The sequence below is a fragment of the Streptomyces sp. NPDC048257 genome (assembly GCF_043201855.1).
Lineage (GTDB): Bacteria > Actinomycetota > Actinomycetes > Streptomycetales > Streptomycetaceae > Streptomyces.
This window is the reverse complement of sequence record NZ_JBICZI010000013.1, coordinates 67,740-84,840: the sequence shown is the minus strand read 5'-3', so window position 1 is coordinate 84,840 and position 17,101 is coordinate 67,740. Positions and strand designations below refer to the sequence as shown.

The 17,101-nt window shown below is 72.2% G+C and carries 11 protein-coding genes and 1 riboswitch; of the genes, 9 read left to right on the top strand and 2 right to left on the bottom strand.

Going from position 1 to position 17,101, the window contains the following annotated elements; all coding sequences use genetic code 11:
- The first annotated feature begins 197 nt into the window (after nucleotides 1–197).
- The 3 genes from mfd (at nucleotide 198) to ACGFZK_RS23830 (ending at nucleotide 6,180) form a co-directional block, all read left to right on the top strand.
- A complete protein-coding gene (gene mfd / locus ACGFZK_RS23840) occupies nucleotides 198–3,737 on the top strand; it encodes a transcription-repair coupling factor (RefSeq protein ID WP_393850876.1) in 3,540 nt (1,179 codons plus the stop codon).
- A 344-nt stretch (nucleotides 3,738–4,081) separates the two neighbouring features.
- Nucleotides 4,082–4,675, top strand: a complete 594-nt coding sequence (locus ACGFZK_RS23835) for a hypothetical protein (protein WP_393850875.1) — start codon at nucleotides 4,082–4,084, stop codon at nucleotides 4,673–4,675.
- Nucleotides 4,672–6,180: a protein kinase gene (locus tag ACGFZK_RS23830; protein WP_393850874.1), complete on the top strand. Its 1,509-nt coding sequence runs from the start codon at nucleotides 4,672–4,674 to the stop codon at nucleotides 6,178–6,180. Before ACGFZK_RS23835 ends, ACGFZK_RS23830 begins: the two co-directional genes overlap by 4 nt.
- Here the strand turns inward: ACGFZK_RS23830 and ACGFZK_RS23825 are convergent.
- On the bottom strand, nucleotides 6,164–8,578 hold the full coding sequence (locus ACGFZK_RS23825) for a YfhO family protein (protein ID WP_393850873.1): 2,415 nt from the start codon (nucleotides 8,576–8,578) through the stop codon (nucleotides 6,164–6,166). The two genes, ACGFZK_RS23830 and ACGFZK_RS23825, sit on opposite strands and share 17 nt — an antisense overlap.
- A gap of 278 nt (nucleotides 8,579–8,856) precedes the next feature.
- On the opposite strand from ACGFZK_RS23825, the gene ACGFZK_RS23820 reads away from it, so the two are divergent.
- Together ACGFZK_RS23820 and ACGFZK_RS23815 are read left to right on the top strand one after the other, a co-directional pair.
- Complete coding sequence (locus ACGFZK_RS23820) at nucleotides 8,857–9,480, top strand: SurA N-terminal domain-containing protein (RefSeq protein WP_393850872.1); 624 nt, start codon at nucleotides 8,857–8,859, stop codon at nucleotides 9,478–9,480.
- Between the two features lie 54 nt (nucleotides 9,481–9,534).
- The gene (locus tag ACGFZK_RS23815; RefSeq protein WP_393850871.1) at nucleotides 9,535–10,545 is read left to right on the top strand and encodes a nucleoside triphosphate pyrophosphohydrolase; all 1,011 of its coding nucleotides are present in this window, start codon (nucleotides 9,535–9,537) and stop codon (nucleotides 10,543–10,545) included.
- A gap of 82 nt (nucleotides 10,546–10,627) precedes the next feature.
- On the opposite strand, the gene ACGFZK_RS23810 is transcribed toward ACGFZK_RS23815, so the two are convergent.
- Nucleotides 10,628–11,824 (bottom strand): globin domain-containing protein, encoded by a 1,197-nt coding sequence (locus tag ACGFZK_RS23810; protein WP_393850870.1) that lies wholly within the window; start codon nucleotides 11,822–11,824, stop codon nucleotides 10,628–10,630.
- Between the two features lie 130 nt (nucleotides 11,825–11,954).
- Here ACGFZK_RS23810 and ACGFZK_RS23805 point away from each other — a divergent pair, with 130 nt between their 5' ends.
- The 4 genes from ACGFZK_RS23805 to eno all read left to right on the top strand — a co-directional run bounded on the left by ACGFZK_RS23805 (nucleotide 11,955) and on the right by eno (nucleotide 17,093).
- Nucleotides 11,955–13,229, top strand: a complete 1,275-nt coding sequence (locus tag ACGFZK_RS23805) for a cytochrome P450 (RefSeq protein ID WP_393850869.1) — start codon at nucleotides 11,955–11,957, stop codon at nucleotides 13,227–13,229.
- Nucleotides 13,230–13,332: 103 nt separating this feature from the next.
- Nucleotides 13,333–14,373 carry a transglycosylase family protein gene (locus ACGFZK_RS23800; RefSeq protein WP_393850868.1) on the top strand — a complete coding sequence of 347 codons (1,041 nt, stop codon included), beginning with the start codon at nucleotides 13,333–13,335 and terminating at the stop codon, nucleotides 14,371–14,373.
- Between the two features lie 276 nt (nucleotides 14,374–14,649).
- Nucleotides 14,650–14,822: riboswitch (cyclic di-AMP (ydaO/yuaA leader) on the top strand.
- Nucleotides 14,823–14,825: 3 nt separating this feature from the next.
- Nucleotides 14,826–15,521 (top strand): transglycosylase family protein, encoded by a 696-nt coding sequence (locus ACGFZK_RS23795; RefSeq protein ID WP_393850867.1) that lies wholly within the window; start codon nucleotides 14,826–14,828, stop codon nucleotides 15,519–15,521.
- Nucleotides 15,522–15,806: 285 nt separating this feature from the next.
- Entirely contained in the window at nucleotides 15,807–17,093 is a 1,287-nt protein-coding gene (gene eno, locus ACGFZK_RS23790; protein ID WP_393850866.1) for a phosphopyruvate hydratase, read from the top strand.
- Nucleotides 17,094–17,101: the final 8 nt, after the last annotated feature.

The window sequence follows — 17,101 nt, the reverse complement described above, 5'->3', positions numbered from 1 at the left end:
TCCCCGGCGGAAGGCGACGCGGCGAGCTCGGGCAGTCAGAACAAGAACATCGTAAAGCGGTCCGCCGGGCGTCGTCGTAGGGTGGGAACCCCCGGCCCGTGCGACGTGTCGGGCCCTTCGCGTTGCCCGCTCCACCCCTCGTACCGCAGCCCCCGCACCTTCACACCCCAGACCTTCACCGGACGGAAAGCCTCTTCATGAGCCTGCACGGACTGCTCGACGCCGTCACCCGTGATGCCGCCCTCGCCGAGGCGGTCACCGCGGCCGGGGACGGCAAGCGCATGCACGTGGACCTGGTCGGCCCCGCCGCCGCGCGGCCCTTCGCGATCGCCGCGCTGGCCCACCAGACCGGGCGGACCGTGCTGGCGGTCACCGCCACCGGGCGCGAGGCCGAGGACCTGGCGGCGGCGCTGCGCTCCATGATGCCGCCGGGCCGCCAGGACACGGTGGTGGAGTACCCGTCCTGGGAGACGCTCCCGCACGAGCGGCTCAGCCCGCGCAGCGACACCATGGGCCGTCGGCTCGCCGTCCTGCGCCGGCTGGTGCACCCGAGCCAGGACGACCCGGCCGCGGGGCCGGTGAGCGTGCTCGTCGCGCCCATCCGGTCCGTGCTCCAGCCGCAGGTCAAGGGGCTCGGGGAACTGGTCCCGGTCAGCCTGCGGCAGGGGGGCGCAGCCGATCTCGGGGAGATCACCGAGGCGCTGGCCGCCGCGGCGTACGCGCGGGTGGAGCTCGTCGAGAAGCGCGGCGAGTTCGCCGTGCGCGGCGGCATCCTCGACGTGTTCCCGCCCACCGAGGAACACCCGCTGCGCATCGAGTTCTGGGGCGACGAGGTCGAGGAGATCCGTTATTTCAAGGTCGCCGACCAGCGCTCCCTGGAGGTCGCCGAGCACGGGCTGTGGGCCCCGCCCTGCCGCGAGCTGCTGCTGACCGACGAGGTACGGGAGCGGGCCGCGGCCCTCGCCGAGGCCCACCCCGAGCTCGGCGAGCTGCTGCACAAGATCGCCGAGGGGATCGCCGTCGAGGGCATGGAGTCCCTCGCCCCGGTCCTCGTCGACGAGATGGAACTGCTGATCGACGTGCTGCCCGCCGGGTCGATGGCCGTGGTCTGCGACCCCGAGCGGGTCCGGACCCGCGCCGCCGACCTCGTGGCCACCAGCCAGGAGTTCCTGATGGCCTCCTGGGCGGCCACCGCCGGCGGCGGCGAGGCCCCCATCGACGTGGGCGCGGCCTCGCTCCGAGGGATCGCCGACGTCCGCGACCGGGCCCGCGAGCTGGACATGATGTGGTGGTCGGTGTCCCCCTTCGCCGCCGACGAGACCGTGGGCGGCGACACCCTCAAGCTCGGCATGCACGCCCCGGAGGCCTACCGCGGCGACACCGCCCGGGCGCTGGCCGACACCAAGGGCTGGATCTCCGACGGCTGGCACATCGTCTACCTCACCGAGGGACACGGCCCGGCCGCCCGTACGGTCGAGGTCCTCGGCGGCGAGGGCATCGCGGCCCGGCTGGAGCCGGAACTGCGCGCCCTGGAGCCGAGCCTGGTCCACGTGGCCTGCGGCTCGATCGACAACGGCTTCGTCGACCCGGTGCTGCGCCTGGCCGTCCTCACCGAGACCGACCTGACCGGCCAGCGCACCGCCACCAAGGACCTCGGCCGGATGCCGACCCGGCGCCGCAAGACGATCGACCCGCTGACCCTGGAGGCCGGCGACTACATCGTCCACGAGCAGCACGGCGTGGGCCGCTACGTCGAGATGGTCCAGCGCACGGTCCAGGGCGCCACCCGCGAGTACCTGCTGGTGGAGTACGCGCCGGCCAAGCGCGGACAGCCCGGCGACCGGCTCTACATCCCCACCGACCAGCTGGAGCAGGTCACCAAGTACGTGGGCGGCGAGGCCCCGACCCTGCACCGGCTCGGCGGCGCCGACTGGACCAAGACCAAGGCGCGCGCGAAGAAGGCCGTCAAGGAGATCGCCGCCGACCTCATCAAGCTCTACAGCGCGCGCATGGCGGCCCCCGGCCACACCTTCGGGCCGGACACCCCCTGGCAGCGCGAGCTGGAGGACGCCTTCCCGTACGCGGAGACGCCCGACCAGCTCACCACCATCGCCGAGGTCAAGGAGGACATGGAGAAGTCGGTTCCGATGGACCGGCTCATCTGTGGCGACGTCGGCTACGGCAAGACCGAGATCGCGGTGCGCGCCGCCTTCAAGGCGGTCCAGGACGGCAAGCAGGTCGCCGTCCTCGTCCCGACGACCCTCCTCGTGCAGCAGCACTTCGGCACCTTCTCCGAGCGCTACAGCCAGTTCCCCGTCAAGGTGAAGGCGCTGTCGCGCTTCCAGAGCGAAACCGAGTCCAAGGCCACGCTGGAGGGCCTCAAGGAGGGCTCGGTCGACATCGTCATCGGTACGCACCGGCTGTTCTCGCAGGAGACCCGGTTCAAGGACCTGGGCCTGGTCATCGTCGACGAGGAACAGCGGTTCGGCGTGGAGCACAAGGAGCAGCTGAAGAAGCTCCGCGCCAACGTCGACGTGCTCACGATGTCCGCGACCCCGATCCCGCGCACCCTGGAGATGGCGGTGACCGGCATCCGCGAGATGTCGACGATCACCACCCCGCCGGAGGAGCGGCACCCGGTCCTCACCTTCGTCGGCCCGTACGAGGAGAAGCAGATCGGCGCGGCCGTCCGCCGCGAGCTGCTGCGCGAAGGCCAGTGCTTCTACATCCACAACCGGGTCGAGTCCATCGACCGGGCGGCCGCCAGGCTGCGCGAGATCGTGCCCGAGGCGCGGATCGCGACGGCCCACGGCCAGATGTCGGAGCAGGCCCTGGAGCAGGTCGTCGTCGACTTCTGGGAGAAGAAGTTCGACGTGCTCGTCTCGACCACGATCGTCGAGTCCGGCATCGACATCTCCAACGCCAACACCCTGATCGTGGAGCGCGGCGACAACTTCGGCCTGAGCCAGCTGCACCAGCTTCGCGGACGGGTCGGCCGTGGCCGCGAGCGCGGGTACGCGTACTTCCTGTACCCGCCGGAGAAGCCGCTCACCGAGACCGCGCACGAGCGCCTGGCCACCATCGCCCAGCACACCGAGATGGGCGCCGGCATGTACGTGGCGATGAAGGACCTGGAGATCCGCGGCGCGGGCAACCTGCTCGGCGGCGAGCAGTCCGGCCACATCGCGGGCGTCGGCTTCGACCTCTACATCCGCATGGTGGGCGAGGCCGTGGCGGACTACCGGGCCGCGGTCGAGGGCGGGGTGGAGGAGGAGCCGCCGCTCGAGGTCAAGATCGAGCTGCCGGTCGACGCGCACGTCCCGCACGACTACGCGCCGGGCGAGCGACTGCGCCTGCAGGCGTACCGGTCCATCGCCTCGGCCAACTCCGAGGCCGACATCAAGGCCGTCCGGGAGGAACTCACCGACCGCTACGGCAAGCTGCCGGAGCCGGTGGAGAACCTGCTGCTGGTGGCCGGCCTGCGGATGCTCGCCCGGGCCTGCGGGGTCGGGGACATCACCCTCCAGGGCAACAACATCCGCTTCGGGCCGGTGGAACTGCGCGAGTCGCAGGAACTGCGCCTCAAGCGGCTCTACCCGGGGACGGTGCTCAAGCCCGCCACCTCGCAGATCCTGGTCCCGCGCCCGAAGGCGGGCAGGATCGGCGGCAAGCCGGTGGTCGGGCGGGAACTCCTCGCCTGGACCGGCGAGTTCCTCACCACGATCCTCGGTTCGTAGCGACGCCGTTCCCGACGGGCCCGGGCCCTGCGGTTCCCGGGCCCGTCGGGGGGACGCGCCGGCCGATGGGAAGACGCCGGAGCCCGCGGTGACCGTGAGCGCCTCCTGGCCGTCGGCCTTCGGCGGGGAGCAGGCCGGAAGGAGCGTACGGGGGATCCGGGCGGCGGAGCCGGCCGGCGAGGAGTGCCGTGCTGCGAGCGTGCAACGGTTGCGTCCATCCCCTCACTCATGGCCGGGAACGCTGTATACCCTCAGACCCGAAACTTCTTCCGCACGGCCCGTCAGGAGCAGCGATGCACGGCCCCGGCCTTCCGCCGCAGCACGGCCCCCAGTCCGATTCGGGTGTGACGGCACTGCGCGTGGTGTTCGTGCTGCTGCCCATCCTCAGCTGCGGCTTCCTCGCCTGGGGGTCGTTGCTGCGGCTCGCCCTGGTCACCCGCAAGTCCCGTGACTGGATGCTGATGGTGGTCAGCGGCGTGCTCGCCGTCGTGTGGATGACGCTCATCCAGATCGACCCCACGCCCGACGTCAACGGCTGGCAGGGCAACCTGGGTGCCGGTGGCTCGATCTTCACCGGCTTCGCGATCTGTGTGTACTTCCTCGTCGCCGACATCAAGCACCACGAGGCCCTCCGGTCGGCGCCGACCGCCCAGTGGTACCCGCAGTCCGCTCCGTACGTGCATCCGCAGGCGTCCGGACCGGCCTACGGCTACCCGCCCGCCGCCACGGCCACCACCCGGCCCTCCACCCCCTCGTCCACCCCGACACCCACCCCCGCACCGCCGCAGGTGCCCCCGCAGGCGACCCCGCCCCCGCGCATCGGGCAGGTCCGTGCCGAGCTCGACGAGCTCAGCGAGCTGCTGCGCAAGCAGACCCCGCCGACCGGCGGCCCGCGCCACGATCCCCATCAGACCCCGTTCCAGGACCCCCACCAGTGACCGATCGGCTCATCGGCGAGCGCTACCAGCTCGCGAGCATCCTCGGCCAGGGCGGCATGGGCCAGGTCTGGACCGCGTACGACCAGCGCCTCGACCGACGGGTCGCCGTCAAACTGCTGCGCCCCGACAAGGTCGCCGGCCCCGGCACGGTCGCCGAGGAGCTGCGCCGCCGCTTCGTGCGCGAGTGCCGGGTCACCGCACAGGTCGACCACCCCGGCCTGGTCACCGTGCACGACGCCGGCAGCGACGGCGACGAACTCTTCCTCGTCATGGGCTACGTGGAGGGATCCGACCTCGCCGACCACCTCGCCGCGCACGACCCCTACCCCTGGCAGTGGGCGGTCGCCGTCGTCGCGCAGCTGTGCTCGGTCCTGTCGGCCGTGCACGCGGTGCCGATCGTGCACCGGGACCTGAAGCCGCGCAATGTGATGGTCCGCCCGGACGGCACCGTGCTCGTCCTGGACCTCGGTGTGGCCTCGGTGATGGACACCGACACCACCCGTCTCACCAGCACCGGCTCGCCCATCGGCAGCCCCGCGTACATGGCGCCCGAGCAGGCCATAAGCGGCGCCGTGGGCCCGTACACCGACCTCTACGCCCTCGGCGTGCTGCTCTACGAGCTCCTCAGCGGCAACGTCCCCTTCGCCGGTTCCACCGCCCTCGGAGTCCTGCACCGCCACCTGTACGAGGCCCCGGTCCCGGTCCGCCAACTGCGCCCGGAGGTCCCGCCGGAGCTGGAGAAGCTCCTGCTCCACCTCCTCGCCAAGGACCCGCAGGACCGGCCCTCCTCCGCCCAGGAGGTCTACGAGGCCCTGGCCCCGCTGCTGCCCGCCCGCGGCAGCCGCACCCCGTCCGGCCCGCTCGACCCGACCCGGCCCTTCCTGCGCCCGCAGGCCCCCTGGCCGGACCGGGCCGCGGTCGTGCCCCCGCGGCCCAGCACCCCGCCCGCGCCGCCGAAGGCCGACGTACCCGGAGCCGTGGACGAGGCCCGCAAGCTCCTGGACGAGGGGCGGCTCACCCAGGCCGTGGACATCCTCGGCGGGATCCTGCCGGCGGCGGCCGCCGAACACGGGGAGCACTCCCCGGTGGTCCGCTCCCTGCGCAAGCAGTACGCCGCCACGCTCATGGACGACGGCCAGTACCGCCGCGCCCTGCCGGAACTGCGCCGCCTCGCCGACGAGTTCCCGGCCGGGGACCCCCAGTCCCTGCGCTTCCGCTACGACTCGGCCCAGTGCCTGGAGCAACTCGGCGAGCCGGCCGCGGCCCTCGCGGAGTACCGCTCGCTGCTGCCGCTCTTCGAGAACCACTACGCCAACCCGGATCCGGGCCTGCCACTGGAGGTCCGGCGCCGGATAGCCCACCTGCTGCTCTCCCTCGGCGACCGCCAGGCGGCCCACGACACCCTGGCCCGGCTGCTGTTCGACGCGGAACGGCTGCACGGCCCCGCCCACCCCTTCCCGGCCGAGATCCGCCGCACCCTGCACTGGCTCAGCCAGGTCCGCTGAGACCCGGCCGGCGCCGCCCCGTCACGAACAGCAGGAGGACCAGGACCAGGCACGCCGCCCCGGCCACGGCAGCCCCCGGGGCCAGGCCCGGCGGCCGGAACGCGCAGCTCACCCGGGTGGTGCCGGGGGCGAGCGGGATCGCCACCAGCCCCAAGTGGGCGGCGGCCGGGCGGCCGTTGCAGGTCCAGCCGGAGATCGCGGGCACCGAGAGGACCGCCGTGCCCGTGGCCCCCTCGGGCAGCTCGGCCCGGATCCCCGAGGAGCCGACCCGGACCGAGGTCGCCGCGGTGGCCCGCAGGGCGGCCACCGCCGTGTCCAGCCGTGCCCGGTCCAGGCAGGACAGGGTCCACCGCGGGGGCGGGGCCGCGTCGAAGACCAGCGCCGAGGGGGCCCCGCGCGAGACGCCCATCGGCTGGAGGGCGGCCCGGTTGCGCGGGGCGTTGCCGTTCAGGCGGAAGGCGGGGCCGTCCGCGAGGCGGGCCGTGGCGTTGTACTCCGGCGCCCACAGGTAGGCCTCGGTGCCCGCGCGGCACACCCCGGGGGCGAGCGGGTCCTCGTACACCCGGGCGCCCAGCAGCGCTTCCTGGTTGGCGAAGGGGGAGTCGCCGGCGTAGGAGACGGCGGCGCCGGGCGGGCGGGTCGTCACCAGCGGCGGTACCTGCGCGCGGCGGACCGTGCCGTCGGGCTGGAGGCGGGCGCCCACCGCGAAGACGGCGTCCGTCACCGGGTTGTCGATGCTCTGCACGTTGCGTCCGCGCGAGGTCCAGCCGGCGCCGAGGGCGACCATCGTGCGCGTGAACACCTCCGGGGTGTGGCTGCTGTAGTACGAGCCGCCCTCGCCGCCGAGCAGCAGCGGGTCGTTGCCCGACAGGGCGGGCCGGCTCGGGTCGGTGCGGTAGGCGGGCCAGCCCTCGGCGCCGGCCAGGGCCTCGGCACGCGCGGTGTGCGCGGAGCCCCAGGAGGGGTAGTCGTCCAGACCGCCCAGCTTGCCCTTGTGGCCGTAGGCGGTGGTGGCGGCGGCCTGTGCCAGCAGGACCAGGGCCAGCAGCCCGGCCGCCGGCCATGCGAGCCGGCGGTGGCGCAGCGCCCACCAGGCCGCGCCCGCCAGTACCAGCCCGCCGCCGAACAGCGCGTACCCCGACGAGGTCACCAGGGTGCTGTCGTGCGCCCACAGCCCGGCGGCCGCCAGTACGCCCGCACCCGCCGCCAGCGCCGGGGGCCGCGGCAGGCCCGCTGCCAGCCCGGTCCAGGCGGCGATCACGGCGATCCCGGCGAGCACGAAGGTCTGCCGGTACGGGCTTCCGTTCGGGGTCGCGAAGAGGTGCCAGGCCAGGTGCGTGGGCGCCCACTGGAGGGAGAGCGCCACGGCCACGGTCAGTCCCGCCCACCACAGCCGGGTGCGCCGCGGGACCGCCCGGTGGAAGGGCAGCGCGGCCACCAGCAGCAGGGTCCCGGTGCCCACGAAGACGGCCGGGGAGGAGAAGGAGTAGGTCCCCGGCAGCAGCCGCGCGAACAGGTCCGCCCAGGACACCGGCAGGAACTCCCTGACCCACCCCGGGTACGCCCGCCCGGAGCTGAGGAACAGGGGCAGGAGCACGGGCGCCGCCAGCGCGATCCCGAGCACGGTCGTGCCGGCCGCCCGCGCGATCACCGCGGACCGGGCCCGGGCGCCCTCCCGGGTGAGCACCACCCGTACCAGCAGCACCAGCGCCGCCCCCAGGGTCGCCATGTAGGCGGTGTAGAAGTTCGCCGTCCAGCAGAGGGCGACGACCAGCGGCGCGAGCAGGACCCGCCGCCCGCGCAGGGCCCATTCACCGGTCAGGCACAGCAGGGGGAAGGCGATCAGCCCGTCCAGCCACATCGGGTTGTACGAGGCCTCGATCACCGACCAGCCGCACAGCGCGTACGAGGCCCCGAGCAGCCCGGCCGCCCACCAGGGGCCGCGGCGCTGCGTGCGCAGCAGCCAGGCCATCGCCGCCGCCGCGGCCGACATCTTGAGCACGGTGACGACGTACACCGCGAGGTCGATGTCCGCGCGCGGGAAGAGCCCGACGAGGACGGCGAAGGGGCTGGTCAGGTAGGTGCCGAGGTCCGGCAGGAAGCTCATGCCGTATCCGGAGCGCCAGTTGAACAGCAGCCCGCCCTCCGCACGGCCGTGCAGGAGGTCCCACAGCTGGGCGTGGAAGGGGACGAACTGATTGCCGAGGTCGTTGATGCTGCGGTGGCGCGATCCGTACGGGAAGACGCGGGCGGCGGCGTCCCCGGCACACACGGCCACCGCCGTGAGGAGGGCGCCGAGCGCCGAGCCGAGCAGACTCCGGCGGCGCGGTGAGGGGCGCGGTGAGGGATGCGGTGAGGGGTGCAGTGAGCGGCGCGGCGAGCGGTGCGTAGTCGACATGGTGGGCCGACCCTGGCAGCGCCGGGTGACCGAGGGGTGGCCCCAGGGTGGCCAACGGCCGATCCGGTCACCACTCGGGTGGCCGGGTCCCCAGGATGGGTGACGGGCCGCGCGGCGGGTACGCGGGCGCCCGCCGACTCGCTTATGAACGGTGCGTGTTCAGTCCGCGCGCGAATCGTTGGTCGAACCGGTGGTCCGGATCACCGTGACCTCATAACATCGATCACCGCACGGCCCTTTGTGCACCGACGCACAATCTCCCGGCCCTGGAGGCTCCTTTGCACCGTCGCACAGCGCTCTCCGTCTCCGCCGCCCTGCTCGTGGCGGCGCCCCTGCTGTCCGCCTGCTCGGGCGAGACCCGTCCCGGCACCGCGGCCGTCGTGGGCAGCGAACGGATCACCACCTCCGCGCTCCAGGCCCAGGTGAACGACGTCCGCGCGGCGCAGAACCGTTCCGGGCAGGCCTCCGCCGAACTCATCGCGAGCACCCCCCACCTGGAGCGGCAGAAGCTCGACGCGCTCCTCCAGAGCCACATCGTCGACAAGATGGCCGGCACCGCCGGGCTCACGGCCACCGAGAAGGACATCGAGGACGAGCGCAGGACGTACGTCGACGACGCGGGCGGGAACGAGGAGTTCGAGGCGCGGTTCCTGCAGAAGGGCGCCATGGCCCCCGGCCAGATCGACCGCTTCCTGCGGGACCGGGTGCTCATCACCAAGCTCACCGCCACGTACGGCGCCGGCAAGCTGGAGGCGCCCGCCCGCGCCGCCGTGGAGGCCCTGCACATCGAGGTGAACCCGCGCTACGGCGCCTGGGACGCCAAGGAGATCAAGCTCGGCGGCGGGGAGACGCCCTGGATCACCCAGCGGACCCGCCCCGAGCAGGCCCCCGCCGGAGCCTGACGCTCCGGGGTCCCCCCGGGCCGTGGGCGGAGGGATCGGAGGTAGGTTCGCAGGGTGACCGAGCACTCCGAACCCACCGCCGCCGACGCCGACGGGCCCACGGGCCGCATCGTCCTGCTGACCACCAGCCACCGGGTCGCCCCCGGTGTGCTGTCCTGGCCGGCGTGGCAGACCCTGCACGCCGCGGACCGGGTGCTGTGCGCCGACCCCGGCCATCCGCAGCTGCCGTACCTGCGCGAGGCGGGCATCGAGGTCGCGTTCGAGAGCCCGGACGCGCAGGCGCTGGTCGAGGCCTGCGCGGGCGGCCGTACGGTCGTGGTGCTCCCGGGCGGCGAGGGCGACCAGCGGCTCACCGACGGGCTGGCCCGGCTGGCCGGCTCGGGCCGGGTCTCCATGCCCGACCTGGAACTCCTGCCCGGCTCCTACGACCTGCCGGGCGCGCGCCTGCTCGATCTGGTCCAGGTGATGGACCGGGTCCGGCGCGAGTGCCCGTGGACCTCCCGGCAGACCCACCGGGGCCTGGCCAAGTACGCGATCGAGGAGGCGTACGAGCTGGTCGAGGCCATCGAGGACGGGGACCGGGAGGAGCTGCGCGAGGAGCTCGGGGACGTGCTGCTGCAGGTGGTCTTCCACGCGCGGATCGCCGAGGAGCAGGAGGATCCGGACGAGGCCTTCTCCATCGACGACGTGGCCGGGGCCCTGGTGACGAAGCTGATCCACCGGCACCCGCACGTCTTCGGCGACGCGAAGGCCGAGACCCCGGAGGACGTCAGCGCGCACTGGCAGCGCACCAAGGCGGTGGAGAAGCGGCGGGAGTCGGTCACCGACGGGATCCCGGTCGGCCAGCCGGGTCTGGCGCTCGCGGCCAAGCTCGCGGGCCGGGCCCGTACGGGCGGTGTGGCCGTGGAGCTGCCCCGCGGCGAGGGCATCGGGTACGAGCTGCTGGAGCTCGCGGCACGCGCCGAGGCGGCGGGCACCGACCCCGAGACCGCGCTGCGCGCCGCGGCCCGCGCCTACCGGGACGCGATCCGGGCCGCCGAGGGCCTCGGCGAGCCGGGGGAGTAGCCGCTCCGTTTGTCTTCCGTACGCCTTCGGTACGTCCCGTACGGCCCGTGCGTCTCCGGTACGTCCCGTGCGTCCGGTACGTCTAGTACGACCTCGGCGCGCGGGCCGACGGGTTGTGCCAGTGGGGCGCCGGGGGGTCCAGGAACCACTCGCCGAAGCCCAGCGGGCGCTCCGACTCCCGGTGGCCCCGGGCCGGTACGGAGTCGTGGAAGAGGCGGCCGGGGTGGGCGCCCAGCTCCTGGAGGAGGCGGGCGGTCTCGTCGATGAACTGCGGCGGACCGCTGAGGTAGACGTCCTGGTCCGGCCACAGGCCCCGGTGGCCCAGCGCGGTCGCGAGCCGGTCGGTGGCCTGGTTGCGGTGCTGCCCGGGGGCGGGTGCGATGTAGGTGACGGCGAGCCAGCCGCAGCGGGCGGCGTACGCGTCGATGAGCGGGCGGTCGTAGAGGTGCGCGCCGTCCCGGGCCACCACGAAGAGCCGTACGTCCTGATCGGGAGGATGCTCCGCGAGGTCCTCCAGCATGGCCCGGATCGGCGCCCAGCCGGTGCCGGCGGCGATCAGGCTGACCGGGCGGTCCCCGCGGCGGAAGGTCAGCTGCCCGCCGGCGGCGCCGAGCCGCAGCAGGTCGCCGGGCCGGGTCTCGCGGACCAGCACGGTGCTCAGCCTTCCCCGCTCGATCCGGCTGACGTGCAGGTCGAGGGTGCCGTCGGGGCGGGGGGCGTTGCCGATCGAGTAGGTGCGCCAGGTCGTCGGGACCCGATCGCTGCTCACGCTCGTGTACTGGCCCGGGAGATAGGGGAAGGGGACGTGCGGCCGCAGGGTCAGCACGCCGATGTCCGGCCCGTACTGGAGGTGGCGCACGACCTCCGCGTCCCACCACGGCGGGTCCTCGCTCGCGTCCGCGGCGGCCGTCATCGCGTCGGCGATGACCTGGTACGCCTCGGCCCAGGCCTTCTCGACGGGCGGGGTCCAGGCCTCGCCGGAGGTTTCCGCGAGGGCGGCGAGCAGGCTGGCGCCGACGGCCGTGTAGTGCTCGGGGCGGACCAGGAACTTGCGGTGGTCGCGTCCCAGGTCGCGCAGGTAGGGGCCGAGGGTCTCGTCGTCGAGGTGGGAGATGACGTGGGTGAGCGCGGCGAACAGCCGGTCCCGCTGGCGCTCCATCTCGTGGAGGGAGGCCGGGAAGAGGGCGCGGACCCCTGGGTTGTGCCAGAAGAGGTGGGAGTAGAAGAACTTGACGGCGTGCTCGGCCCGCCTCTCCACCACCGCGAAACTGCTCTTCAAGATCCTCGCATCCACAAGACCGAAAGTAGGAATGTCGGAGAAGGTCAGGTCAAGGGATCGCCGATCTACGGACAGCCGCGACAAGCCACGCATATCGGGTGGGGGTTCGGCGCCGGGATACGGTCATCAGGTGCACGAGCAGACTCCCGAAAACTCCGCCGACACCCCGTCCACCGAGGGCCCCACCCTCTTCGACTGGGAGTTCGCGACCGACCCCTACCCGGCCTACGCATGGCTGCGCGAGCACTCCCCGGTGCACCGCACCAAGCTGCCGAGCGGGGTCGAGGCCTGGCTCGTCACCCGGTACGCCGACGCCCGCCAGGCCCTCGCCGACCAGCGGCTCAGCAAGAATCCGGCGCACCACGCGGAGCCCGCGCACGCCAAGGGCAAGACCGGGATCCCGGGGGAGCGCAAGGCGGAGCTGATGACCCACCTGCTCAACATCGACCCGCCGGACCACACCCGGCTGCGGCGGCTGGTGTCGAAGGCGTTCACCCCGCGCAGGGTCGCCGAGTTCGCCCCGCGGGTGCAGGCGCTCACCGACCACCTGATCGACGGGTTCGCACAGAAGGGAGAGGCGGATCTCATTCACGAGTTCGCCTTCCCGCTCCCCATCTACGCCATCTGCGAGATGCTCGGCGTACCGCGCGAGGACCAGGACGACTTCCGCGACTGGGCCGGCATGATGATCCGCCACGGCGGCGGACCGCGCGGCGGGGTCGCCCGGTCGGTCAAGCAGATGCGGACCTATCTCGGTGAACTCATTCACCGCAAAAGGGATGATCTGGGCGACGACCTGATCTCCGACCTGATCCGGGCGAGCGATCGCGGCGACCATCTGACCGAGGGCGAGGCCACCGCCATGGCCTTCATCCTGCTCTTCGCCGGCTTCGAGACCACCGTGAACCTCATCGGCAACGGGGTCCACTCCCTCTTCATGAACCCCCACCAGCGCGAGCGCCTCCAGCTCTCCCTCGCCGCCGGCGAGAGCGGACTGCTGGCCACCGGGGTCGAGGAACTGCTGCGCTACGACGGCCCCGTGGAGCTGGCGACCTGGCGGTTCGCCACCGAGCCGCTGACCCTCGGCGGCATGCACGTCGACGTCGGCGATCCGGTCCTGGTCGTCCTCGCGGCCGCCGACCGGGATCCCGAGCGGTTCGCCGACCCGGACACCCTCGACCTCTCCCGGACCGACAACCAGCACCTCGGGTACGGACACGGCATCCACTACTGTGTGGGCGCCCCGCTCGCCCGGCTCGAGGGACAGACCGCGCTCGCGACCCTGCTGACCCGTCTGCCCGATCTGGAGCTCGCCGTTCCGCCCCAAGACCTGCGCTGGCGTGGGGGGTTGATCATGCGAGGGCTGCGTACTCTTCCCGTTCGCTTCACGGCTCAAAACACTTAAGCGGAATCTGATTAAAAGTCAGATCCAGCTTGAACTTGTGACAATCGTTCGAAGGCCGCTAGGTTCTGCCGTTACCCCGCTGTTATGCGAAAGGTGCACCTACATGCGTTCCGGGAACGGCCGTCACAGACGCCCCCGCCAGGTCCCCGCGCTGGTCGTCACAGCCGGAGTCACTGGCTCCGCGTTGGCTCTGCCGCTGTTGGCGGCAACCAGCGCCACCGCCGCCGACACGTCCACATGGGACAAGGTCGCCGAGTGCGAGAGCGGTGGCTCCTGGAGCGCCAACTTCGGCAGCGGCGCGTACGGCGGACTGCAGTTCACCCAGGAGCAGTGGCAGGGCGCCGGCGGGCTCGACTTCGCCGAGCGCCCCGACCTGGCGAGCCGGTCCCAGCAGATCGCCGTGGCCGAGCGGGTGCTGGCCTCGCAGGGTCCGCAGGCGTGGCCGCTGTGCGCGGCCTCGGCCGGACTGGACGGGAAGAGCCCCGCCGCGCAGGTGGACCCCGGTCTGCCCGGCGGCGGCAAGGGCCCGCTCGCCCCCACGCAGTCCCGCCCGGACGACAGCGTTCCGTCCACCGCGGGCGAGAAGCCGTCCACGGACTACGGTTCGCCGACGCCGACCCCGGGTCCGTCGGACACCCCGTTCCTCATCCCCGACGCCCCGTCCGTCGGACTGCCCGTCATGCCCGCACCGGACATCCCGACGACGCCCCCCGTCGACCCGACGGCGCCGGCCCAGCCGGGCGACCCGGCCACCACGCCGGCCCCCGTCGACCCGACGGCTCCGACGCTGCCGGTGGACCCGACCGCGCCCACGACCCCGCCCGCGACGCCCGGCCTGCCCCCGGTCGACCCGACGGCCCCCGCGGCCCCGGGGACCCCCGGGACCCCGGAGGACCCGGCCACCACTCCCGTCGAGGGCAGCGGCAAGCACCGCGGCGCCCCGGCGGCCGAGCCGGCGGCGCCCTCTGACGCCCCGTCGAGCCCCACGTACACGGTCCAGGCGGGCGACAGCCTGGCCACCATCGCGGTTGCCAAGGGCGTAAAGGGGGGCTGGAACGGTCTCTACGAGGCCAACGAGCAGGTCATCGGCGAGGACGCCGATCTGATCAAGCCCGGCCAGAACCTGGATCTAACCGTCCAATAGGGACAGTTCAGTTATCCGGTAAGAGTTGAATGTCGCTTTTCGGCAAGTGAGACATGCGTCTCTTCCGGTCAACTGGCGTGTCTCGCCCCGGGGCTTCCGCAAACCCCGGCCTCACCTGCGCAAACACCCCCTGGAGGGACGCAAGTAGGGGCCCTCTCTCCCCGATGTCGCTCGTTGAACATCGGGGAGAGACCTGTCTACCTTCTGAATCGCTCGCCACCGCGGGCTCCTTCGACCGCATCGCCGAATCCTGCCGGCGGACGGGGGGAACAGTCGTCGCGTCAAGCGCCGAAGGCAGGAGCGGGGGAACCAAGGTAGGTGCCGGGAGCGGCCGTTGAGAGACGGTCACGCCACCGGCTTGGGGTTAAGACGTGCGCTAGGTCGCACGGCCGGGCAACTCACTCGCCCGAACCCGACAGCTCACCTCGTAGGCGTCGGTGAGGAGAAACTCCATGCTGCTTTCCGGCAAGGGCAAGCACCGTCGCGGTACTGCCATCCAGCGGTCCGTCCGCATCGCAACGCTCGCCGGTGTCGCCGGTGTGGCCGTGGCCGCCCCCCTGATGGCCGCGGGCACCGCCAGCGCCGCCACCGGTTCCGAGTGGGACAAGGTCGCGCAGTGCGAGTCCGGTGGCAACTGGGCCATCAACACGGGCAACGGCTACTACGGCGGCCTGCAGTTCTCGTCCTCCACGTGGGCCGGGTTCGGCGGCAAGTCGTACGCCCCGCAGGCCAACCAGGCCTCCAAGGCGCAGCAGATAGCCGTCGCGGAGAAGGTCCTCAAGAGCCAGGGCAAGGGTGCCTGGCCGTCCTGCGGCAAGGGCCTGTCGAACTCCTCGTACACCGGTGGCGGCACCGAGACCAAGCCGCAGCCGAAGCCGAAGACCGAGACGAAGGCCGCACCGAAGGCCGCGCCGAAGAAGGAGACCAAGCGCGCCGAGGCTCCGGTCACCCGCTCCGAGCGCACCGAGGCTCCGTCCGCGCCGAAGACCGGCAACGGCTCGTACGAGGTCAAGGCGGGCGACACGCTGGGCACCATCGCCGAGGTCAACGGCGTCAAGGGCGGCTGGGAGAAGCTCTTCGAGCTGAACAAGGACATCGTCTCGGACGCCGACCTGATCTTCCCGGGCCAGAAGCTGAAGCTCAGCTGAACACTGCGGCAAAAGCCGCAAAACCCTGCGCGCGACGTCCTCTGACCGTGTGCAGGATTCCATCGCCCGGCGCGTGCCCCACGCGCCGGGCGGTGCTGTTCGTGGCCGCCGAAGGCCGATGATCAAGCGACCTATGTCCCGGAAGAGGGGTATTCGGTCCCTTTTTCGTCCCAGGGTCCGGGCGGTCGGACGGTCGAGTGCCCGGAGCCGGTTAGGCTCTAAGCGGCAAGGCCATCCCACGGCCTGACACGCCACCGCACACCCAGCGTCACATCCCAGAAGGAGATGCTCGTGCCGTCCATCGACGTCGTCGTAGCCCGGGAAATCCTGGACTCCCGAGGCAACCCCACGGTCGAGGTCGAGGTGGGCCTCGACGATGGCAGCACCGGCCGTGCTGCAGTTCCGTCCGGCGCCTCCACCGGTGCATTCGAGGCCATCGAGCTCCGTGACGGTGACCCCGACCGCTACTTCGGCAAGGGTGTCGAGAAGGCCGTCCTCGCCGTCATCGAGCAGATCGGCCCGGAGCTCGTCGGCTACGACGCCACCGAGCAGCGGCTGATCGACCAGGCCATGTTCGACCTGGACGCCACCGACAACAAGGGCTCGCTCGGCGCCAACGCCATCCTCGGCGTCTCCCTGGCCGTCGCGCACGCCGCGTCCGAGGCCTCGGACCTTCCGCTCTTCCGCTACCTCGGCGGTCCGAACGCGCACCTGCTGCCCGTTCCGATGATGAACATCCTCAACGGTGGGTCGCACGCCGACTCCAACGTCGACATCCAGGAGTTCATGATCGCCCCCATCGGCGCGGATTCCTTCTCCGAGGCGCTGCGCTGGGGTGCCGAGGTCTACCACACCCTCAAGAAGGTCCTGCACACCAAGGGCCTCTCCACCGGTCTGGGCGACGAGGGCGGCTTCGCCCCGAACCTGGAGTCCAACCGCGCCGCGCTCGACCTCATCGTCGAGGCCATCAAGCAGGCCGGCTACACCCCGGGCAAGGACATCGCGCTCGCGCTCGACGTCGCCGCGTCCGAGTTCTACAAGGACGGCAAGTACGAGTTCGAGGGCCAGTCCCGCTCGGCCGCCGAGATGACCGAGTACTACGAGGAGCTCGTCTCCGCGTACCCGCTCGTCTCCATCGAGGACCCGCTGTACGAGGACGACTGGGCCGGCTGGAAGGTCATCACCGACCGCCTCGGCGCCAAGGTCCAGATCGTCGGTGACGACCTGTTCGTCACCAACCCGGAGCGTCTGGCCCGCGGTATCGAGGAGGGCTCGGCGAACGCCCTGCTCGTGAAGGTGAACCAGATCGGTTCGCTGACCGAGACCCTGGACGCCGTCGAGATGGCCCAGCGCAACGGCTTCAAGTGCATGATGTCCCACCGCTCCGGTGAGACCGAGGACGTCACCATCGCCGACCTCGCCGTCGCCGTGAACTGCGGCCAGATCAAGACCGGCGCCCCGGCCCGCTCGGACCGCGTCGCCAAGTACAACCAGCTGCTGCGCATCGAGGAGATCCTCGACGACGCCGCGGTGTACGCGGGCCGCAGCGCCTTCCCGCGCTTCAAGGGCTAATCACCCCC

Bases quoted from the DNA above. Each gene is read 5' to 3' on its own strand.
- mfd (WP_393850876.1), top strand. From the start codon at position 198: ATGAGCCTGCACGGACTGCTCGACGCCGTCACCCGTGATGCCGCCCTC.
- ACGFZK_RS23825 (WP_393850873.1), bottom strand. From the start codon at position 8,578: ATGTCGACTACGCACCGCTCGCCGCGCCGCTCACTGCACCCCTCACCG.
- ACGFZK_RS23800 (WP_393850868.1), top strand. From the start codon at position 13,333: ATGCGTTCCGGGAACGGCCGTCACAGACGCCCCCGCCAGGTCCCCGCG.
- ACGFZK_RS23795 (WP_393850867.1), top strand. From the start codon at position 14,826: ATGCTGCTTTCCGGCAAGGGCAAGCACCGTCGCGGTACTGCCATCCAG.
- eno (WP_393850866.1), top strand. From the start codon at position 15,807: ATGCTCGTGCCGTCCATCGACGTCGTCGTAGCCCGGGAAATCCTGGAC.